Annotated in this window: 15 protein-coding genes; 8 read left to right on the top strand and 7 right to left on the bottom strand. The window is 57.6% G+C overall.

The window, feature by feature from the left end; genetic code table 11:
• Positions 1-473: 473 nt before the first annotated feature.
• Both M0G74_RS18390 and M0G74_RS13945 read left to right on the top strand, forming a co-directional pair.
• Complete coding sequence (locus M0G74_RS18390; protein ID WP_248218327.1) at positions 474-2,240, top strand: diguanylate cyclase; 1,767 nt, start codon at positions 474-476, stop codon at positions 2,238-2,240.
• Between the two features lie 194 nt (positions 2,241-2,434).
• Entirely contained in the window at positions 2,435-2,677 is a 243-nt protein-coding gene (locus tag M0G74_RS13945) for a DUF2007 domain-containing protein (RefSeq protein WP_248218319.1), read from the top strand.
• A gap of 30 nt (positions 2,678-2,707) precedes the next feature.
• On the opposite strand, the gene argS is transcribed toward M0G74_RS13945, so the two are convergent.
• Both argS and M0G74_RS13935 read right to left on the bottom strand, forming a co-directional pair.
• Complete coding sequence (gene argS / locus M0G74_RS13940) at positions 2,708-4,444, bottom strand: arginine--tRNA ligase (protein ID WP_248218317.1); 1,737 nt, start codon at positions 4,442-4,444, stop codon at positions 2,708-2,710.
• A gap of 262 nt (positions 4,445-4,706) precedes the next feature.
• The gene (locus M0G74_RS13935) at positions 4,707-5,159 is read right to left on the bottom strand and encodes a VOC family protein (protein ID WP_248218314.1); all 453 of its coding nucleotides are present in this window, start codon (positions 5,157-5,159) and stop codon (positions 4,707-4,709) included.
• A 154-nt stretch (positions 5,160-5,313) separates the two neighbouring features.
• Between M0G74_RS13935 and sbcB the strand changes: the two genes are divergently transcribed.
• Positions 5,314-6,750: an exodeoxyribonuclease I gene (gene sbcB / locus M0G74_RS13930; RefSeq protein WP_248218308.1), complete on the top strand. Its 1,437-nt coding sequence runs from the start codon at positions 5,314-5,316 to the stop codon at positions 6,748-6,750.
• Positions 6,751-6,910: 160 nt separating this feature from the next.
• Positions 6,911-7,927 (top strand): aspartate carbamoyltransferase, encoded by a 1,017-nt coding sequence (locus M0G74_RS13925; protein WP_248218297.1) that lies wholly within the window; start codon positions 6,911-6,913, stop codon positions 7,925-7,927.
• A 108-nt stretch (positions 7,928-8,035) separates the two neighbouring features.
• Here the strand turns inward: M0G74_RS13925 and M0G74_RS13920 are convergent, their stop codons facing one another.
• From M0G74_RS13920 to M0G74_RS13905, 4 genes are all read right to left on the bottom strand, one after another.
• The gene (locus M0G74_RS13920; protein ID WP_248218293.1) at positions 8,036-10,282 is read right to left on the bottom strand and encodes a VWA domain-containing protein; all 2,247 of its coding nucleotides are present in this window, start codon (positions 10,280-10,282) and stop codon (positions 8,036-8,038) included.
• Positions 10,283-10,614: 332 nt separating this feature from the next.
• On the bottom strand, positions 10,615-11,889 hold the full coding sequence (locus tag M0G74_RS13915; protein WP_248218292.1) for an aminotransferase class I/II-fold pyridoxal phosphate-dependent enzyme: 1,275 nt from the start codon (positions 11,887-11,889) through the stop codon (positions 10,615-10,617).
• A gap of 228 nt (positions 11,890-12,117) precedes the next feature.
• A complete protein-coding gene (locus M0G74_RS13910) occupies positions 12,118-12,987 on the bottom strand; it encodes a DUF6279 family lipoprotein (RefSeq protein WP_248218291.1) in 870 nt (289 codons plus the stop codon).
• Positions 12,988-13,089: 102 nt separating this feature from the next.
• Entirely contained in the window at positions 13,090-14,433 is a 1,344-nt protein-coding gene (locus M0G74_RS13905) for a substrate-binding domain-containing protein (protein WP_248218284.1), read from the bottom strand.
• A gap of 456 nt (positions 14,434-14,889) precedes the next feature.
• Here M0G74_RS13905 and M0G74_RS13900 point away from each other — a divergent pair, with 456 nt between their 5' ends.
• The 4 genes from M0G74_RS13900 to M0G74_RS13885 all read left to right on the top strand — a co-directional run bounded on the left by M0G74_RS13900 (position 14,890) and on the right by M0G74_RS13885 (position 19,504).
• Positions 14,890-15,840, top strand: a complete 951-nt coding sequence (locus tag M0G74_RS13900) for a BadF/BadG/BcrA/BcrD ATPase family protein (RefSeq protein WP_160154344.1) — start codon at positions 14,890-14,892, stop codon at positions 15,838-15,840.
• A 68-nt stretch (positions 15,841-15,908) separates the two neighbouring features.
• Positions 15,909-16,952, top strand: coding sequence for an SIS domain-containing protein (locus tag M0G74_RS13895; RefSeq protein ID WP_236250438.1), 1,044 nt, complete (start codon positions 15,909-15,911; stop codon positions 16,950-16,952).
• Between the two features lie 21 nt (positions 16,953-16,973).
• Complete coding sequence (gene nagA, locus M0G74_RS13890) at positions 16,974-18,101, top strand: N-acetylglucosamine-6-phosphate deacetylase (protein WP_248219120.1); 1,128 nt, start codon at positions 16,974-16,976, stop codon at positions 18,099-18,101.
• A 71-nt stretch (positions 18,102-18,172) separates the two neighbouring features.
• Positions 18,173-19,504, top strand: coding sequence for a sugar MFS transporter (locus tag M0G74_RS13885; RefSeq protein WP_248218282.1), 1,332 nt, complete (start codon positions 18,173-18,175; stop codon positions 19,502-19,504).
• Between the two features lie 332 nt (positions 19,505-19,836).
• Here the strand turns inward: M0G74_RS13885 and M0G74_RS13880 are convergent, their stop codons facing one another.
• Entirely contained in the window at positions 19,837-20,883 is a 1,047-nt protein-coding gene (locus tag M0G74_RS13880) for a LacI family DNA-binding transcriptional regulator (RefSeq protein ID WP_160154342.1), read from the bottom strand.
• Positions 20,884-21,078 lie beyond the last annotated feature (195 nt).

Below are 21,078 nucleotides of genomic sequence, written 5' to 3'. Positions count from 1 at the left end.
GTGGATGGATTCCTATAAACACTGAATGTGCTGCCGGCGCACCGTAATCCGGGTAGGGCCCAGTAAATACAATGTGCCGGTAAAAAAATAGCAAAGTGGATCGGGTGTGATGATCCGTCTTAAGCCTGACCGTCGATTCCTGTGACCAGTGGTTTCTACTGGGGATATCCGTTTCGGTATCCAGTAATTCTGGTGTCACAGCGTCAGGTTACCCAATCGGTCGTTATCCGACGGGAAAAGGCGCCGGAGAGGGCTCGGCTATTGCGTGCCCGGCTCTGGCCGGCGCGCATGTTAGCAATCGCGGTGATTGCGGGCAATTGATGCTCAATCAGGTCAAAAATATGCTGGGCCAGGGGCAATTTTGTGACAGATATCCTGTTTTAGCGTATCTGGCGTTATTTTATTCTGGAGCTGGGCCGACTCCAGCGGCGAAATACAGGTAGTGCACCATACTGAAGGAATAACAAGAACCTGTGGGACCTGACCTGGACTCTGCCGTGCTGCAATTGGCCAATCTCAACACCCTGCGCTTCAAGGCCTGTCTGTTTTCGCTGCTACTCGTAGTGGCCATGTGCCTGTTCTTTATTCTGCTGGGCAACGGCAGCCTGCAATCCCTCCTGACCAAAAACCGCGAACACCGCCACCTCAATTTTCAGTTTCAGATTTCCGGTTTGCTGCAGCAATCGCGCCAGGAAATGGCGCGGCTGGCGGAGCTAATCGCACTGAGCCCTCGCGGCCGTATTTCTTCCCGCGACGAATTGCGCAAAGCTATGGATCGGCAGTGGGAGATACTCCAGCAGAGCTGGGATCTGCACTCATTGAAAGTCTACGATGCCGGCGACAAGCCGCTGCTGAGCTGGGGCTCGCCTCACAGTAGTCTGAGTGCAGAGCAGGTCAGCCAGGTGTTACTGCGCGGCCAACCGATGGAGCTGGTGCACTGCGAACACACGTGTGTGCAGAGCCTGTCGGTACCGATGCGCGCACGCGGCGGTGATTATGTGCTGCAGGTGGACAGAACCCTGTCAAAGCAGCTGCAGCTTTTCCGGGAAATGACCGGCTCGGATATCGGCATTCTGTCTGCCGTTCGCAACGAGGCACCGGCAGAGGCGGGCGGTAAATTCCTGACGGCCTGGCGGCGTGAAATCCTGGCGCTAACCTCCCGCGAACGTATGTTGCCACTGCTGAACCGAGTGGCGGCAGAAGTGCAGGAGCTGGCCGCACTGCAACGTAACCGGGTATACGAGTTGGACAGCCGGGAGTTCGATATCCGCACCATGGGGGTGGATGTCGATGCGGCGGGTGCGCAGTTTGTGTTTATCGAAGATGTTTCCGGCCAGGTGGAGCACATTGATGAGTCGGTACAGCTGTTGCTGCTGTTTTCGGTACTGGGTGCCCTGATTTTCAGCGCTGCGGTCGCCGGCACCCTGTGGGGGCCCATCGTGCGTTTGCGTCGGCTGGCACAAGCGTTGCCGTTGCTGACCAACGGCCGCTTTAACGACGCGCGCCAACTGATTCGACCGGTACACAAATCCCTGGACAAGTTCGATGAGCTGGATGTACTCGATGATACCGGGCTAACGGTGTGCGAGCAGCTGGAAGACATGAACGATATGGTCAGCCGCAAAACCGCGCAGCTGGAACAGATTGCCATGCACGACAGCCTCACCGGGCTGGATAACCGCTACAGCCTGATGGAGCAGCTGGAGTTTCATCTGCAGCTGGGCAAGCATCAGCCGGAAAACCGACAGGAAAAGGGCTACCTGTTTTTTATCGACCTGGATGACTTCAAGCAGGTGAACGATACCCTGGGGCACCAGGGTGGAGATGAGTTGCTCACGGTGATTGCACGACGGCTGCTGAGTGTGATGCGCTGCGGTGACATAGTGGCGCGTCTCGGTGGTGATGAGTTCTGCGTGTTTGTGCGCAGCGTGCAGGAGCCGGAAGCCTACCGGATTCTGGCGGAAAAGATGCTGAAGACCGTGGCGCAGCCGGTAAAAATTGCTGACAACCTGGTGGCTGTGACCATGAGCGTGGGAGTGGTTGCGGTTGAGGATCGCGGCGATACCCTCGAGTCGATTCTACAGAAGGCGGACATGGCCATGTACCATGCCAAGCGCCACGGTAAAAACAAATACCAGCTGTATTCAGCGACCCTGCCTGCACTTTCTGCTCAGGGAAATGAAGGAACTGTTTTACCGCTGGAGCTGGTGCCGCCGTTCAAGCCCGCCGAAAAACGCTAAGTGCAGATTTGGCTTCAATTTCCCCGGTATTCCGGGCCCCGCTGGTCTATCTTTTTAAGTACCCCCTCCGCAACTTCGGTTGAACCCTACCCCGGAATGCCGGCGCAGCGGAAAGGTAAATCCAGGGATATGGAACGAAAAGCCAGGCCAAAAGCCCGGCGCAGTACGGATCGCAAAGGTTAACCAGTCGCAAAATGGCGAGCAAAATTTACACCACCAACGACCAGCTTCTCGGCAGTTATCTGCGCAACTTATTGGAAACGGCGGGGCACTCGGTGCTGACCCAGAAAATTCGGGTGGAACTGAGCCAGGGTGGCCTGGACTGGAATTCTGAGCTTTGGCTGATCCGGGATTCCGAACTGGCCAAAGCCCAGCAGATACTGCAGCAGGCTCTTTCCATTGAGAGAGCCAGTGAAAGAGCCATTGAGAGAGCCTGACAGGCCCTCTATCCTTCCCTCGAAACCCGCTTACATCTGCTCCAGCACTTCAATACCCAGCAGGTCGAGACCTGTGGCCAGGGTACGCGCCACCAAGTCACACAGCTGCAGTCGGCTCTGTTTTTCTTCTTCCGTCACACCTTCTTTCAGTACCGGACAGGCTTCATAGAAGCCCATGTAGGCACTGGCCAGTTCGTACAGGTAGGTACACAGCACGTGCGGGAAGGTGTCTTTCGCGACCTGGTCCAGCACTTCGCCAAACTGATTCAGCTTGATCGCGAGCGCGCGCTCGGCATTGGTGCCCAGCACCATGTTGCCGGTCAATGCGGACGGCTCGATACCGGCGCGACGGAAGATACTGCGCACGCGGGTGTAGGCGTACTGCAGGTAGGGCGCGGTGTTGCCTTCGAACGCCAGCATCGCATTCCAGTTGAACACGTAGTCATTGGTGCGGGTTTTACTGAGGTCGGCGTATTTCACGGCGCCGATACCCACCACACGGCCAATTTCAGCCTGCTGTTCCGGGCTCAGGTCCGGGTTCTTGGCCGCCACCAGCGCAGTGGCGCGCTCCACTGCTTCGTCCAGCAGCTCTGCCAGTTTCACGGTGCCGCCGGTGCGTGTTTTAAATGGTTTGCCGTCGTCGCCCATCATGGTGCCGAATGCGCAGTGCTCCAGGGTTTGCTCTTCGCCGATGTAGCCGGCCTTGCGCGCTACGGTGAACGCCTGCTGCAGGTGCAGGGTCTGGCGTGCGTCTACCACGTAGAGGGTGCGGTCCGCGTTGAGCACGTTGGCACGGTAGCGGATGGCGGCGAGATCGGTAGTGGCGTAAAGGTAGCCACCGCCTTTTTTCTGGATGATGACGACGCTGGGGTTGCCCTCTTTGTCTGCCATTTCCGGCAGAAAGGCGACGATAGCACCCTGGTCTTCCACGGCGATGCCGCGGTCCACCAGATCTTTCACCAGTACCGGCAGGTCGTCGTTGTACTGGCTCTCGGCGTAGACATCCTTGCGTTGCAGGGTAACGCCAAGCTTTTCATAGATTTCTTCGGCGTGGCTAATAGAGATGTCGATAAAGCGCTGCCACAGCTTCAGGCAGTCGGCGTCGCCACCTTGCAGTTTCACCACGTAATCGCGCGCACGATCGGCGAAGCCTTCTTCGTCGTCGAAGCGGACCTTGGCTTCGCGGTAGAAGACTTCCAGGTCTTTAAGGGCAACCTCGGCGTCCTGGTTCTCCATCTTGTCCGCCAGGTGTGCCAGCAGCATACCGAATTGGGTGCCCCAGTCGCCCATGTGGTTCTGGCGGATGACGGTGTGGCCCTGGAATTCCAGCAGACGGGCCAGGGCATCGCCGATGATGGTGGTGCGCAGGTGGCCCACGTGCATTTCTTTGGCGAGGTTGGGGTGGGAGTAGTCGAGAACCGCGGTTTGCGGTTCGGTCACCTTGGCGATGTTCAGTCGTTCGTCGGCGCGGGCGGCGGCAAGGGTGTCGGCCAGCCAGGCTTCGCTAAGGTGGATGTTGATAAAGCCGGGGCCGGCGACTTCCACTTTCTCGATCATCGGCTGGTCGCCGAGATTTTCAATGATTTTGGCTGCCAGCTCGCGGGGGTTGCTGCCCACTTTCTTGGCGGCCGCCATGGCGCCATTGGCCTGGTAGTCACCAAAGCCCGCCTTTTTGGCCGGGGCCACCGCCGGGCTGCACTCCGCGGGAATACCCGCGTTGGTCATGGCGGTCTGGAAAATGTCGTTGAGCTGCTGGCGAATATTCATGGGGAGCCGTTAATCCGTGGAGGTTCTGCACAATATAGAAGAAGGCGGGATTTTAATGGGCGGGAGGGGGTTTGCAACCTGCAGGCACTTTGGTGTTGAACTGGGGTGTTGAACTGGCTCGGTGGCGGCAAAGCACCTGGGGCGGGATTTCGAAAACGCATGAATACGTCCCTGTAGCTCCGTCGGGTACATCCATGTACCCGACGGTTTCGAAATCCCGCCCCAGGTGCTTCGCCTTCGCGTCGCATTTCAGTGACGCTAGCTAGCCCATTTCCGCCGCCCGCTTGGCCAGCTCCTCCTCCGGTACATCCTCGATATGGGTGGCCACAAACCACACCATGCCGAAGGGGTCTTTGAGGGTGCCACTGCGGTCACCATAGAACTGGTCGGCGGGTTCGCTCAGTGCGGTTGCGCCGTGTTTGATGGCGTTGGCAAATACCTCGTCGACTTTTTCGGTGTAGAACAGCAGGCCCACCGGGCTGCTGTCCTGTGGTGCGTGTAGGGGGCTGTATTCCTCTTGGTGGTCGGCAATGGAGATGCGGGTGTCACCCAGTTGAAGTTCCGCGTGCATGATCAGGCCGCCGGGGCCGGGCATGCGGAAGAGTTCGGTCGCGCCAAATGCTTCGGTGTAGAAAGCAAGTGCCTTGGCCGCGCCTTTTACGCAGAGGTAGGGGGTTACGCTGTTCATGCCTTCGGGGATGGGGGAAACGGCCATGGGGGCTCCTTGGTTATTCGATTGAATAGTTTGCTGGTGATGCCGGCACCTAGCTTGGTGCCGGTTCGGGGGACTGTCCAGACAGCAATTGCGCCATTTGCGTTAACATGGCGGTTTTCTCCCATTGACCGGCACAGGAAGAAGCAGAGGCACTATGAGCACCACTCTCTACTGGCATGACTACGAAACCTGGGGCGTGGATCCGGGGGCAGACAAACCTTCACAGTTTGCCGGTATCCGTACCGACGAGGAGCTGAATATCGTCGGCGAGCCGTTGATGATTTATAGCAAGCCCACCAGTGATTGCCTGCCACAGCCGATGGCGGCACTGGTCACCGGTCTGGCGCCGCAAAAAGCCCTGGCCGAGGGGCTGCCGGAGATCGACTTTATTCGCCGTATCCTCGATGAGCTGGGGGCGCCGGGTACCTGTGGAGTGGGTTACAACAGTCTGCGGTTTGACGATGAGGTCACTCGCCATACCTTGTACCGCAATCTGCTGGACCCCTATGAACGCGAGTGGAAGTCCGGCAACAGTCGCTGGGACATTATCGACATGGTACGCCTCACCTATGCGCTGCGGCCGGAGGGCATTGTGTGGCCGCAGCGGGAAGTGGCCGAGGGTGTGCGGGTGCCGTCTTTCCGCCTGGAGGAGCTCACCGCGGCCAACGGCATCAGCCATGAGGGCGCCCACGATGCGCTGTCGGATGTGCGCGCCACCATCGATATGGCCCGACTGATTCGGGAAAAGCAGCCCAAGCTCTATGACTATGTGTATAACCTGCGTCGCAAGCAGGAAGTTGCCAAGCTGCTGAATCCGCGCGACCGCAAGCCGCTGCTGCATATCTCCGGCAAGGTGCCCGCGACCCACGGCCATCTGACCTATGTTCTGCCGCTGGCCATGCACCCGGTCAATCGCAATGCGGTCATCTGTGCGAACCTCGCCATGGATCCACAACCGATCCTGGATCTGGACCCGGATGCCCTGCGCGAGCGACTCTACACCGCCCGCGACAAACTGGGCGAAGGCGAACTGCCCGTGGGCCTCAAGTTGATCCACATGAACCGCTGCCCGGTGCTGGCGCCGGCGAATATGCTCAGTGACCCGCGCGCCACTGAGCTGGGAATCGACAAGGCCGCTTGTGAGGCCAACTGGCAGACGCTGCAAGGGCTGGATCTGACAGAGAAGCTGCACAAGGTCTTTCTCGATGGCGACTTCCCAGCCAAAGATGTGGAGGCGCAGCTCTACGGCGGCTTTATGAACGATGCCGACCGCGACCTGTGTCGTCAGTTGCACAGCGCACTGGTCAGTCGCGGTCCGGAAGCCCTGGCGGGGCAGGTACCCTTTTCTGATTCGCGCCTGCCGGAACTACTCTTTCGCCTGCGGGCGCGGAATTTCCCCGAGACCCTGAATGCGGACGAGCAGGAGCGCTGGGAAGAGTGGCGCTACCAGCGCCTGACCGACCCGGCCCTGGGGGCGAGTATTACCATGGAGTCCTACTTCGAGGAGATTGCCCGTTTGCGGGAGGAGTTTCCGGAGCGCAGCCACCTGTTGGACCAGTTGGAATCCTGGGGCGACGCATTGCTGGGTTGATGCCACCTCACAGCAGACTGCTGCACTGGTGGGCCGTCACTGGTGGGCAGTCGTCTCCGGGATCAAGAGTCGCTGTTCCACGGGCCTGCGCACGCGTAGAATACCGGCCCGGTAAAGAGCCGGTGATCCCGGCCAGATAGTGCATATTTGTGGAGCATCAATGGACTTTATCGGCGCCAATATCCTTTCCGTAAGCCAGTTCGAACGCGGTGACATCGACCGCATCTTTGCCGTGGCCGACACCATGGTCCCCTACGCCCGCCGGGAGAAAGTAACGCGGGTGCTCGAGGGCGCAATTCTCGGCAATATGTTTTTTGAGCCCAGCACCCGCACCCGGGTGAGCTTTGGTTGTGCCTTCAACCTGCTCGGCGGCACTGTGCGTGAGACGGTGGGAGTTTCTGCCAGCTCACTGGCCAAGGGTGAATCCCTCTATGACACCGCACGGGTGCTGTCCGGCTATTCGGATGTGATCTGTATGCGCCACCCGCAGGCGGGTTCGGTGGCCGAGTTTGCCGCGGCGAGCCGGGTGCCGGTGGTAAACGGCGGCGACGGTGCCAACGAACATCCGACCCAGGCGCTGCTCGACCTTTACACCATCCGCAAGGAGTTGGCAGGCAAGGGCCGCACCCTGGACGACTTCCGCATTGCCATGATCGGTGACCTCAAACACGGCCGTACCGTGCACTCCCTGTGCAAGCTGTTGTGCCTGTTTAAAAAGGTGCAGCTGGTGCTGGTATCGCCGGGTGAACTGGCAATGCCTGAAGCGGTGGTGGAGAAGCTACGCGAGGCGGGGCATGAGGTAACCATTACCGATCAGCTGGAGCCTTCCATCAAGCATGTGGATATCGTTTATTCCACCCGCATCCAGGAAGAGCGCTTTGAATCCCAGGCTGAGGCCGATCGCTACCGCGGCCGCTTCCGCCTGAACCGCGATATTTTTACCCGCCACGCGGAACCCAATACCGTCATCCTGCACCCACTGCCGCGGGACTCTCGCGCGGAAGCCAACGAACTGGACTCGGACCTCAACGAACACCCGAGCCTGGCCATTTTCCGCCAGACCGATAACGGCCTGCTGGTGCGTATGGCACTGTTCGCGATGTTACTGGGGGTGGAAGACAAGGTGGCGGATTATGCGCGCCCGATTACCTGGCAGACGCGGCGCAATCAGGTCTGATTTAGATCGGAGCTCTAAAATAAAAAATCCCGCACAAGTGCGGGATTTTTTGTATGGGTTGATGGAGCGTTAAAAGCTCCATCAGCCTGTCGTCTTCGGAAATTCAGATTATTCGAAGGCGATGTTGTCGATCCAGACGGTGTCGCTGTTCGAACCGGTAGAATCGTCACTGTCTTTTATATATTCCCATTTGAAGTTATGGCTGCCACTGCTCAAGGTTCCACTTGTGAACCGCTCCCAGTCGGTTTGTCCACTGGCTTCAAAAATTAGACCACCATCGATATAGAATCTAAAGAAGTCATAGTTTTCCTCTGAGCTCACTGCGTAGTCGAAACTAACTGTTTCAGCGACAACTGAAGTGAATTCAAAGCTCGTAGACGAACTGTTGCCGATGGCCGCAGCTTGCAATACGTAGCTTTCATTTGCAGTTACCGGTGCATCAATGCTACTGGCAGCAACCACGGTCCAGGGATCGAAGCGGTCATCCGGCAGGGAGCCTGACTCAAAATCATAGTCAGCGCTGATCGGGTTTTCATCATTGAGAGTGATAGGAGTTCCCTGGCGACCATGGGTCATCGGGACGAAGTATTTAGAGCTGCCATTACCATTGTCAGTAACGGTGATGCCACAGTGTCCAAAGGTAGTAGTGTTAGTAGAGACGGTTACTTCTTCCCCTGTAGTGCTTGAAAGGTAGCAGTAGCTAGAGTTAGAACTCCACTGGAAGCTTGGTGCATTCTCTGCAGCAGACGTGGCGATGAGAGTAACGTTATAGCCATAGTTAATGTGCAGATTGCTGGCGCTGACATCAGTTTCGGAAACGTAAAAGGTAATATCTTCAGAAACGAGGTCAGTATTGCCAGCGCCGACCTGGACGTTTTCATCGGTAACGGTAATATATTCCGAGCCGATTTCATTGGCGGTCAGGGTGACGGTTGGGCCTTGAGCTGCACTGAGGCTAATGGGGCCAGCGGAGTTGGTTTCCACCCACGCGTAGACGCTTTCTTTGTCCTTGGCTTTCCAGCGGGTACTGGCGGTAAGCTCCAGTGTTTCACCTGGCTGCAGGTTGATTGTTGTGCTGGTCAGGGTCGTGGGGCTACCTGCAATTGGCAATCCATTGATTCGCAGTTCGGCAGGCATATTTCCAGTAAATACACTTGAATTATAGCTGCCGCGGATGGTTGGCTCTCCGGCTCCAGTGGAGTAGGTGATTCCCAGCTCATAGGTTTCCCCGTCACGTCTAGGGGAAGAGAACTCCAACACATAAATAGCGTTCAAAATGTTTTGAATCTGGTCGGATACGTTTGTTAATTCCGCTCCCAGTTCTTCGAAGTCGGTTGGCTCAAGTGCATACTCTGGGTCACTTGCCAAATCGCTTAGTTGGGTCGCTTCGTCTGAAGTTGGGATGGTGAAAACACGTTTGCCGCTATCTTGGATATATTCGATAGTGCTGTCTTTATCCCCGGGAGAGGCTTCGTCATTACCATCACTGATAATTACGGCATAGCCTTGTACGATGCTGGAGCTGGTAAAGGAATCCTGCCAGAGTCCCAGCGCATATCGTGTAGCTCCGTACAGATTTGTTGAGCTGTTGTCTGTGCGAGACGCCCGCTCAAAATTGTAGAGATCTGTTAGTGCCGCGTCGATCAGTGAGACGTTGCTGGTGAAGGGGAGCTGTAAATTGATATTGCCATCATAAATTACAATAGCGATTTGCTGGCCTTCGAGTAACTTGCTCTGAAGCTCTGTGGTAGTTACACCCGTTTCGCTTTCAACTTCGACTTCTTCCAGCAGAATGTTTCTAAGTTGCCCGACGGCATCTTGGATTTCCTTGTCGTTAACACTGGCAGAAACGTCCAAGGCAAATACTGTTGGCAGGGTGAAGCCAAGGCCGGTTGCTGGCGCAATTGCAGCCAAGGATTCGTCACTATTGGTAATATCGGTTCCATCATTAGTGATGGTGAAGTCCGACAGGTCCAGACCTGGCTTAGGGTCACCGTTCTCGTCAAACGCCTGGAACAGAACCTGTACTAGAGAGGGGGCTGCATAAAATCCCTGAATGCCGTGCAGGCTGGCATTAGCTTCGCTGTCGCCGCCGCTACTGCTACTGCTGCTTCCGCCGCTGCTACTACTGCTACTTCCGCCGCTGCTACTGGAACTACTGCTACTTCCGCCGCTGCTGCTGGAACTACTGCTAGAGCTGCTGGAACTACTACTAGAGCTACTGCTGTTATTGTTTCCGCCGGACGAGTCACCGCCGCCGCCACCGCCGCCACCGCCGCCGCCACCGCACGCGGTCAGGAGTACGCTGGTCAGTGCGACTCCTAACAGTGTTTTCAGGTTGATGCTTTTATTCATGTTTCCCCCCAAGAGACTTTGGTTGTACAGGTTTCAAGTTTTTGTTTAAAAAATAGGCTGCATTTTGCAGCCGAAGTTCGCTTTTTTAGTATTCCATCAGGGTGCTAGTAACTCGTTTTTTGTGAACCATTTCAATGGCCCAAAGGGGCTATTGTGTTAGCTCGGGGGAGGGTTGGCCGATCGAGTCAATAGCCCTATAGCGTCAAACCTGCAGAAAAAGTGCACACCTGAAAATAAAAAATCCCCGTACCTTTCGGTCGGGGATTTCGGTTGCACTTTAAACCTCGAGAGAGGAGTCGCTGTGCGGAATGTGTGCTCGAAATCTATTTCGGCTACATTTTTGCCAGCTGAATACGAACACTTGCCAGCTTAACGCACAGTACAAAAACCGACATAGCAGTATCCAGTTCCTCCAGAGGCGGGAAGCTGGGGGCGATGCGGATGTTGGTGTCTTGCGGGTCCTTACCGTAGGGGAAGGTGGCGCCGGCGGGGGTGAGTTTTACCCCGGCTTCTGCGGACAGGCGAATCACTTCCTGCGCGCAACCCGGGCGGGTGCTGAAGGAAACAAAGTAGCCACCCAGGGGCGTTTCCCATTCGCCCAGGTCGGAATCGGCAAAATTCTTTTCCAGCTGTTCCAGTACACAGGCGAACTTCGGACGCAGGATTTCCGCGTGTTTCTGCATGTGTTCTTTCAGCTGGGTCAGCTCCGGGAACAGGCGCGCGTGGCGTAGCTGGTTCACCTTGTCGGGGCCGATGGTCATGGCGGACATCTGCTGCTTCAGGGAAGCCAGATTGGCCGGGCTGGCGCTGACGAAGGCAACACCGGAGCCGGCGTGAGTCACCTTGGAGGTGGAGGCGAACTGCAGTACAGAATCGGCAGTGTCGTTGCCCAGTGCGGCTTCGCGGATGTTCGGCAGTTTTACCTGGTGGTCCAGGTCGTGAATGGCGTAGGCGTTGTCCCAGAAGATGCGGAAACCGGGGTTGGCAATTTTGGCCAGTTGCGCCAGGCGGTCCACGGTATCGGCATCGTAGGTGACGCCGGTTGGGTTGGAGAATTTGGGCACGCACCAGAGGCCGATGATCTGGTCGTCTTCGCGGATTTTCTGTTCCAGTACGTCCATGTCCGGGCCGGTGGCGGTCATGGGGACGGTTTCCATGGTGATGCCGAGCTGTTCGCAGATGGCGAAGTGGCGGTCGTAGCCAGGTACCGGGCACAGGAATTTGGGGGCGCTCATGTCTTTCCACGGCTGGTTGCCGGCAAAGCCGAACAGGTAGCCGGTAAGTACCGCGTGGTACATCAGGGTCAGGGAGCTGCTGCCGCCCGCCAGTACTTCTTCAAAAGGAACCTGAAGGATATCGGCGCCCAGTTCGCGGGCGGCGGCGATGCCTTCGAGGCCGCCGTAGTTGCGGGTATCGGTGCCGTCGGGTGCGCGGTAGTCGCCGTTCAGAATGCCGTCGAGGTCGTCAGACAGGTTCAGCTGGTCTGCGGAGGGTTTGCCGCGGGTGATGTCCAGGCTTAGGTTGTGCTGACAAATGCGCTGGTACTGCTGCTCCAGTTCTTTTTCCCACTGTTGCAGCTGTTCGCGTTGGGCGGTCTCGATACGCACGGAAAATCCTCTTCTCTTCACGGGTTATGTGGGGGTGAGTGGCGGTTGAACTCGGGACGGGAGCTTATCAGCAGCGGGCGGATTGCGTCATGTTTTCTGTCATTTTTTTACCGGAAAACCCGATAAAAACAGGGTTTTTTGGCAGAAAATTTGTTGCAACTGAAACGGCCCGAAAGAATGACAGCTGGCGACGGGATCGACGCCCCCCGCTGGCGGTCGGCCGCAAGCTCAGTGCGCTTGCGCGGCCAGATGTCGGAAGTCGGCGGCGTACTCCAGCAGGCTGCTTTTTAGGTGCTGGCGTTGCTCCGGTGTCGCGCTGCCGAGAATCTCACTGGCAAGCTGTCGCCCCTGGGCGCGCAGTTGATCCTGCATCTTCCGGTATTCCGGGGACCAGAGCGATTGCGGGTTGATTAGCATTTCCCGCAGTTGTTGCAGGTAGCCTTCGGGTTTGCTGCGCAGGGTCGCGAGAAAGGCTTCTGACCATTGCTGGCGCTGGGCATCACGCCGTTTGGGGTCGAAGGTAGTGGAGGCAAGCTGGCGGTCGATCATGGCGTCCTGTTCATCAGTCAGGTCCCCCAGCCAGCGCTCCGCCTGTTTGCGGAATTCCTTTTCGCGCTTGCGCTTGGATTTTTCCCACTTCTTCAGGGAGTCCTCCCGCTCTTCCTGTATGTTTTCTGCGAGCTGCTCTATCTGGGCGTTGTCCAGTTGCACCAGGATCGGCAGCATCAGGTCGCTCAGCATCACGACCGAGCTTTGCCAGAAGGTGTCAACCTCCTGTTCTATCTGGCGGAGACGCTGGGGACTGTGGTCCGGGTCATCGACTTCTTTGGCGAGCTTTTCAAAGTAGTCGGCGTAGCGGGGCAGTTGGGTCTGGCGATGCCAGCGGTGGAACTCGTCCACGCGCTGTTGCAGCAGTGCTTTCTGCGGGCCATCCAGATCCAGGTACTTGTTGAGGTTGCGATCCATCCACCAGTCCAGGTGGCCGTAGACCAGGCGGATACTGGAGCAGCCAGCCAGCAATACCAGCGCCAGTGCCAACAATACGCTGACACATCGGCGGGTGACGGGAGATATCGGAGGCTGGTATGTGGTCATCATGGCGATAAATATAGTTGCTCAAGGAGCGACTTACCGTGACGACCAGGTGACTATTTAGGGAAATTGACTTGGGGAAATCGACGAGTGGTGAACCTCGCCCGCTCAGTTGATCCAGACTTCCACCCGGCTGTTTTTCACCGGCCCCTGTTCGCGGTCGCCGGTCAGAGGGGCAAAGGCGCCAACGGCCATTATCTGGCTGTCACCCAGCTGGTGATCGCGCAGGAGCGCGCCCTGTACCTTGAGGGCGCGGAAACGGGAGATGAGGTCGGAAATATTGCTGTTGGATTTGCGGTCTGCAAAACCCACCAGGGTGAGGGACAGGCTGCGATTGTCCTCTTCCGCCATAAAATCCTGCAGCCGATGCAGGTCGCGCAGGGCCCGGTTGTCCAGTTCACTACTGCCGTCGGCGAAGCGGAACGAGATGCTGAGGCGCGAACCGCTCTCCATCAATTGGCGGTAATTTTCTGGCGCGTTGGCGTAGGGCGCCATCTTCAGGGCGACCGGAGTCAGGTTGATGAAGCCACTGGATGCGACGATCTGTTGGCCGCGCTGGGACTCGACGAAGTGGATAAAGGCGTCCACCTGCGGGTTGTAGCGCCCCGGGTTTCGATAAAGGTATAGGCGCCGGGTCAGCGGAAAGTCTTCGGTGGCGATAACGCCGCGGTCAGGTACTACCGGGGCCAGGTCGCCGGATTTGATCGCGACCTTGTGCATGCCTTCGGCATCGGCAAATGGCAGGTAGCCGATGGCGCCGCGGTCGCGCATCACCAGCTCACGGGTTTCGTGGTTGCCGGCAACCTCGTAAGCGGAGGCGGCTGCCGGGCGGCTGCCGCCAAATACTTCGCTGTCGAAAGTGGCGCGGGTGCCAGACTCCATGTCCCGGTGCAGCGGCCGAATGGCCAGGTCCGGGCCACCCAGTTGGGCCCAGTTGTAGATTTCACCACGGTAGATCTGCCCAAGCTGCACTACGCTCAATTGCGAAATCGGGTTGTCGCGGTGCACGGCGATTACCAGTGCGTCCAGTCCGATCACGTGTTCTGCCTGGGGGCCGGCGAAATCCCCAAAGCGCTCCAGCATCCCGACTTCTTTGGTTTTGATTTTGCGTGAGGCCATGCCGATATCGGCGCTGTCTTCATTCAGCGCTTTGAAGCCGGTACTGGAGCCCAGGGCAATAATAGGTACGACGATGGCTTCATCTTGTAGTCGGGCATCAATCCAGTGCTTTTCACCCTGGGTACGCTGGGTGATGTGGGTGGCGCCGAGGGAGAGGAGGTAGTCCTTGACCAGGGCCGGGGCCAGGTCCGCACCGATGGTGTTGGATCCTGTGAGGCGAAACAGGGTTCTGGGCGCCTTGTCGGCGGCAGTGGCTGCGCCGGCAAACAGCAACATGAATACTGTGAAGATGACATTAATAAAGGTGCGCTTGCCTGCAGGGCTGCGTTCCATCGATTCCCCCTTACCGCGTGATTTGGTTTCCTGAATACATTGATCGGCCTGCCGCGCTTTGTGTTTTGGTGTGCGGGCGCGCGCTTTATCGCAGAAAACTGTGACGAAGTTATTGCAATTAGGTTGAACTCGTACGTGTGCTGCGTTTCTAAAAAGTCTCCGGGCCGGGCGTATTTGAGCTGTACGTTTTTTGTCCTTGGTGCCTGTAGCGCCCGGCTTCCCGGGATGTCAGCTACTGTTACGGGTGGAATGAGCGAGAAATAACCGTTTCTTGGGGGAAATCTTGGAGCTTTTTTTGAAAAAGGGCATGACAACGCTGTCATTTGTCCTGTAGTATTTCTCCCATATTGGCACAGGCGTCAAACACGCCGCGCCGGATTTCACTGGGGCGCAGTCACTGCGGTGGGGAATCCGGTAAGGACACATAACAATAGAAAATCTTAGGGGCCGGTTCAGATGGTTGCTTTGAGAGACAGCAGGGAAATTCTTTATGTTGGCATCGATGGCGGTGGCAGTAAGTGCCGCGCGTCCATTTTTGATGCGAACAATCGCCTGCTGGGTACCGGTGTCTCCGGGCCCGCAAACCCCCTTCATGGTTATGCCCAGACGATTGACTCCATTGTGCGCTCTGCTGCATTGGCGGTAGCGGATGCTGGCCTGCCGGCGGAGACGATGGGTGATCTGGTTGCAGGCGTCGGCCTGGCGGGGGTCAACATGCCCCGGCTTTACAATGAAATGAACGCCTGGGCACATCCGTTCCGGCAAATGTTCCTTACCACCGATCAACACTCTGCCTGTCTGGGCGCCCATCGCGGCGGCGACGGCGCGGTGATCATCGCCGGTACTGGCTCCGTGGGTTACTCCTGGGTCAATGGCCGCAGCGAGATTGTTGGTGGTCACGGCTTTCCCCACGGCGATAAAGGCAGTGGTGCCTGGCTGGGGATGGAAGCGGTCAAATACCTGCTGATGGCCATGGAAGGTCTGGCCGGCGGTTCCCAGCTCAAGCAGGAACTGCAGAAGGCGCTGGGCACTGACGATCCCTACGATGTGATCGAGATGATGGCGGGCAAGCCCTCCAGCCAGTACGCCAAACTGGCGGTGCCGGTGGTTGAGTGCGCCGAGGCAGACGATCCGGTCGCGGTTGCGATCATGCGCGATGGTGCTGCTTACATCAGTGATCTTGCCGACAAGTTGATGGAAAGTAAGCCGCCAAGGTTGGCCATGATCGGCGGTCTGGCGCCGCGCCTGAAACCCTGGCTCAAACCACACGTGGCCGAGCGGGTTTCCGACCCACTGGATCCGCCGGAACTGGGCTGTGTTTACTTCGCACAGCACTCCCTGGCAGCACTGGGTGACAGTGAATCCAAGTCGGCGGAAGAGGCCGATGCCAAGGCGCTCTTTGGATAAGAGCGACGAATCGTTAGAACACACAGGTTGTCGGAAGACGACGTCAGAAAAAGTTACGGATAGATTTTATGAGCGCAGTGACCTCTGGTGAGGCCAACAAGGTGGATGCATCTATGGCAATGACAGTAATGGAAACCGAGGCCCGTGAGGCCCCGAGTCGGATTGCCGAGCAGCTGAAGAACAACGCACCGATCATGGAAGCGTTGGGCGAGCGCCTGCGCGCCAAGCCGCCGCGTTTTGTGATGATCGTGGGCCGCGGTTCTTCCGACCACGCCGGCGTATTTGCCAAGTACCTGATTGAAATTGAGACCGGCACTCCGACCTTTGCGGCCGCACCGTCTGTCTCCAGTGTTTACGGTAAAAAACTGAAGCTTGAAGACGCACTGGTCATCGTGATTTCCCAGTCCGGCCGCAGCCCGGACATCCTCGCCCAGGCGCAAATGGCCAAAGACGCCGGTGCCTACACCGTGGCCCTGGTCAACGACGAAACCGCGCCGATCAAAGATATTGTCGATCAAGTTGTGCCGCTGAAGGCAGGCCCTGAGCTGGCCGTTGCTGCGACCAAGAGCTACCTGTGCACCCTGTCTGCGGTGCTGCAACTGGTGGCCAACTGGACCCAGGACGAAGAATTGAAAGCCGGCGTTGAAATGCTGCCGCAAACCCTTACCGACGCCATTGAATCCGACGTGCAGCTGCGCCCGGAAGACCTGGCTGCCGTGAAGAACCTGGTGGTTCTCGGCCGCGGTCCCGGCTACGGTATTACCCGTGAGCTGGCGCTGAAGCTGAAGGAAGTGTGCAGCGTGCACGCGGAGTCTTTCTCCAGTGCGGAGTTCTTGCACGGTCCTGTGACTCTGGTAGAGCAGAAGCTCACCGTGGTGAACGTGCCCATCGAGGACGAATCCTACAAGGCGCACAGTGAGCAGATCGCCGACATCATCCGTCGCGGTGGCACCCTGATCAATCTGCATGTGCCGAGCAAGGGTGTACACCCGCGCGTTGCGCCGCTGCCCCTGCTGCAGCGCTTCTACATCGACGTTGCCCATGTGGCGGTAAGCCGGGGTATCAACCCGGACGAACCGGCGGGTCTGAAGAAAGTTACCCAGACCGTTTGATCGCGGATAAGGATTTTGGACGTGGTACAGGCATTTATCGCAGAACAGTTATTCGACGGTGAGCAGCTACGCAAGGATGTGGCGCTGACCGTTGACGGCGGCAAGGTGGTTTCCCTCGGCGGAACCCCTGCGGCCGACGCTGTGCGATTGCAGGGATTGCTGGCGCCGGGCCTGATTGATGTGCAGGTCAACGGTGGCGGTGGTGCGCTGTTCAATAACGACACCAGCGTCAATGCCCTTGGAAAAATGTCTGCGGCCCACGCCCAGTTCGGGACTACCGGCTTTATGCCCACCCTGATTACCGATCGGGTGGACGTAATGCAAAAAGCCGCAGACGCGGTCAGTGCCGCCCTGAAAGAAGGGGTGCCCGGTGTCCTCGGTGTGCACTTTGAAGGTCCGCACCTGAGTGCGCCGAAAAAAGGCACCCACGAAGAATGTTTTATTCGCCCGCTCAGCGAAGAGGAGCTGGCGATTTATGCCCGGGACGACCTCGGCCTGAAGGTGGTCACCCTGGCGCCGGAAAACGTCGCCCCGGAAGATATCGCCAAGTTGGTGTCTCTCGGTGTGAAAGTCTGCCTCGGTCATTCCAATGCCGACGGCAAAACGGCAGCCGCGGCGGTAGCCGCAGGCGCAAGCGGATTTACCCATTTGTATAACGCCATGTCGCCACTGCATTCCCGCGACCCCGGCATGGTGGGTACCGCATTGATCAGCGACGACTGTTGGTGCGGATTGATTGCGGATGGCCACCATGTGAGCGCGGAAGCCATGACTCTGGCGCTGAAGGCCAAGCCTCGCGGCAAGATCATGCTGGTGACCGACGCCATGTCATTGGTGGGCAGCGACGAGCAGAGCTTCCCGCTGTTTAACCGCATCGTCACCCGCGACGGCGACAAGCTCACCTCCAACACCGGAGAGCTGGCCGGTTCACACCTGGATATGATCGGCGCGGTGCGCAATATCCGCGACTGGTGTGGCGTTGAGTTGACCGAAGCCCTGCGCATGGCCGGACTGTATCCGGCGGAGTACCTGGGTTTTGCCGGTGGCCGTATCGCCGAAGGTACTGCCGCCGATATGATTTTGATTAACGACGACCTTCAGGTGCAAAAGACCTGGATCGGCGGACAGGAAGTCTTCTCCGCAGGCTAAACGCCCGCGACAAAAACAAAACTGATGACGAATTTAAACAACGCTAAATAACGATAATTAAAGGTGAATCTATGAATACCGCAGTTATTAGCCAAAGCGAAACGCGCAGCAGCGTTTTGCCGATGACTATCATCGGCCTGCTGTTTTTTATCTTTGGTTTTGTGACCTGGTTGAACGGGGCATTGATTCCGTTCCTGCAAACGATTTGTGAGCTGAGCGCCTTCCAGGCCATGCTCGTTGCTTCCGCCTTTTATATCGCCTACACGGTAATGGCGCTGCCCATGGCCGCGATTATTGAACGCACCGGCTACAAAACCGGTATGGCGCTGGGGCTGGCGCTGGTGGCAGTGGGTGCCTTGATTTTTATTCCCGCCGCTTACAGCCGTATGTTCGGTATTTTCCTGCTGGCGCAGTTTGTGGTGGGTTCCGGTTTGACCATCCTACAGACCGCATCCAACCCCTATGTGGTGAAAATCGGCTCCCCCGATACCGCAGCGGTGCGCATCTGCATCATGGGGCTGTTGAACAAGGGGGCCGGCATTGTTGCGCCGCTGGTGTTTGCCGCACTGGTGCTGTCCGGTATCAGCGGAATTTCTGAAGCGGAACTGTCTGCTCTGACTGCTGCAGCCAAAGACGCCAAGCTGGACGAGCTGGCCGGTCAGATGGTCACCCCCTATATCGGTATGGCGATTCTCGGTTTTGTACTGGCGGTAGCCATGATGTTTGCACCGCTGCCGAATATCGAAGACGAGGTGATCGAAGGGCAGGAAGATGCGGCGATCACCCTGATGGGACTGAAAAAATTCCCGCAGCTGATCCTGGGCTCCATCGCACTGTTCTTCTATGTGGGTGTGGAAGTGATTGCCGGTGATGCCATTGGTCTGCTGGGCAAGCAGGCGGGGCTGGATACCGCGGTTGCCTCGGTACTGACCTCTTACACCATGGTCTTCATGGTACTGGGTTACATCTACGGCACCATCGCCATTCCGCGCTTTATCAGTCAGCAGACGGCGCTGTTGATCTCTGCGGTGCTGGGTATGGTGTTCACGGTGGCGGTAATGACCGGCTCTCTGGAAAGCACGGCCATGTCTGCAGCCACCCTGGCGCACTTTGGTCTGCCTGAAATTCCTAACGCCGTTTACTTTGTGGCGCTGCTGGGCTTCGCCAACGCCATGTGCTGGCCGGCAATCTGGCCGCTGGCTCTGGAAGGCCTGGGCAAGTTCACCTCCAAGGGTGCGGCGCTGTTGATCATGGGTATTTCCGGTGGTGCGGTACTGCCGCCGCTGTACGGCCACTTCGCAGACACCGGTGACGGCCAGGCCGCCTATATCCTTGCGATCCCGGCTTACCTGTTCATCCTGTTTTACGCTCTGAAAGGGCACAAGATGCGCAGCTGGAAGTAACCGACCAGGATGGTTGGCCAGCTGTCATCGCAATCAGTCAGTGTGATTTTTGTTGGAAGTTTTTGGACGATGTATTGAAACGGATTTTGTGTTTTTGATTCTTCTTTATGAAGTTTCTCTCTTTGGTTCTCGTCATCTTTGCCCTCCTAGTGAGGGCTTTTTTTTTGAGGGGAATCACCGCAAAGCTACTGCGCACATGCCTGGCGGCGTCCGGCGGTGCTCAGGATACTCATGTATTAATATACATTCCGTTCCTTCCGCTCCGGCGGCCACCACCAGGCATGTGCTCGCTACGCTTTCCGGCGATCCTCGAGTGGTGAGTGAATTCTTGTTTAGCTAGGGGAGTTGCCGGTGGAGTCGCGTACCAGGAGTTCGGGGACGAATTTTTTGGTGATGCCGGCGTCTTTGTTGGCGGCGGCGGTTTCGGAGGCGCTTTTGCTGCGGGCTTTGTTCAGTACCAGGGCCGCAGCGCACTTGGCGATTTCGCTATTGGGCTGGTGGGCGGTGGTGAGTTTTGGCCAGGTCTGGCGGGAGAAGGGGCTGTCCTCGAAGCCGACGATGGACAGTTGCTCGGGAATTTCGATATGCATCAGGCGTGCTGCAAACAACGCGCCCGCCGCCATTTCATCGTTGCTGGCGAAGATCGCGGTGGGGGGATTCTCTTTGCCGAGTAACAGCTTGGCACCCTCAACGCCGGAATCGAAAGAGTATTCACCGGGGATGATCAGCTCCGGATCAATGCTGATACCTGCCTGTTGCAGCGCATCCTTGTAGCCGTCCATACGGCCGTGGGTGGAAACGTGTTCCTCACCCCCGCAGAGAAAGCCGATACGCTTGTGGCCGTGTTCAATCAGGTGCTTGGTGATGTCGTAGGCCGCTGCGGCGTCGTCCACCTGGATACAGTTGTCTTCGTCGCCTTCGGCAGCGCCGCTGGATACGATACGCACATAATCGAGCCCGAGCTTCTTGACCTCATCAATTACCGACTGGGTTTCAGAGAAGGGTGGGGTCAGAACCACGCCGGCCACCTTGGAGTGCTCCACCAGAGCCCGCAGTTCATCGTTCACACTGGGGGACTTGGCGTTGCTGGGGTGAATCAGCAGTTCGTATCCCCGGGCCTTGCAGGCTTCCAGGATACCGTTCTGCATGTCGATCACGTAGTAGGCGTTCGGGTTGTCGTAAATAAAGGCAATGGTGTAACTGCGGGTTCCGGCCAGATTGCGCGCCGCCAGGTTGGGCTGATAGTGGAGCTCTTCCACCGCATCCATGACTTTTTTGCGGGTCGCGGGACGCACGGAGGGCTCGTTGTTGATCACCCGGGAAACGGTCTTGATCGACACCCCGGCCTTTGCGGCCACATCATTGATGGTGCTTTTCATAGTCGGCGCTAGTTCCTTGTCTTGCCCAGCCGGGCAGTTTAACCGCTATACCATCGCGGGACGATGGCTTTCTGGTCATTTTGCCCCACTAACCGTCTCAATGTGGGTTTTTCAATGCGGTTGTCCGCAGGATAGTCGCTTTTCGCTCACTCCCGCCACTGAGCGCCAGTTTGCTCCGCAGATTTTGGAGCAAAA

It is taken from the genome of Microbulbifer sp. CAU 1566 (assembly GCF_023156515.1).
In the GTDB taxonomy this organism is placed as follows: domain Bacteria; phylum Pseudomonadota; class Gammaproteobacteria; order Pseudomonadales; family Cellvibrionaceae; genus Microbulbifer.
This window is presented reverse-complemented; position numbering and strand designations above follow the sequence as displayed.

Coding starts and splice junctions, on each gene's coding strand:
- M0G74_RS13945 (WP_248218319.1), top strand. CDS start 2,435: ATGGCGAGCAAAATTTACACCACCAACGACCAGCTTCTCGGCAGTTAT.
- argS (WP_248218317.1), bottom strand. CDS start 4,444: ATGAATATTCGCCAGCAGCTCAACGACATTTTCCAGACCGCCATGACC.
- M0G74_RS13935 (WP_248218314.1), bottom strand. CDS start 5,159: ATGGCCGTTTCCCCCATCCCCGAAGGCATGAACAGCGTAACCCCCTAC.
- sbcB (WP_248218308.1), top strand. CDS start 5,314: ATGAGCACCACTCTCTACTGGCATGACTACGAAACCTGGGGCGTGGAT.
- M0G74_RS13925 (WP_248218297.1), top strand. CDS start 6,911: ATGGACTTTATCGGCGCCAATATCCTTTCCGTAAGCCAGTTCGAACGC.
- M0G74_RS13920 (WP_248218293.1), bottom strand. CDS start 10,282: ATGAATAAAAGCATCAACCTGAAAACACTGTTAGGAGTCGCACTGACC.
- M0G74_RS13910 (WP_248218291.1), bottom strand. CDS start 12,987: ATGATGACCACATACCAGCCTCCGATATCTCCCGTCACCCGCCGATGT.
- M0G74_RS13905 (WP_248218284.1), bottom strand. CDS start 14,433: ATGGAACGCAGCCCTGCAGGCAAGCGCACCTTTATTAATGTCATCTTC.
- M0G74_RS13900 (WP_160154344.1), top strand. CDS start 14,890: ATGGTTGCTTTGAGAGACAGCAGGGAAATTCTTTATGTTGGCATCGAT.
- M0G74_RS13895 (WP_236250438.1), top strand. CDS start 15,909: ATGAGCGCAGTGACCTCTGGTGAGGCCAACAAGGTGGATGCATCTATG.
- M0G74_RS13885 (WP_248218282.1), top strand. CDS start 18,173: ATGAATACCGCAGTTATTAGCCAAAGCGAAACGCGCAGCAGCGTTTTG.
- M0G74_RS13880 (WP_160154342.1), bottom strand. CDS start 20,883: ATGAAAAGCACCATCAATGATGTGGCCGCAAAGGCCGGGGTGTCGATC.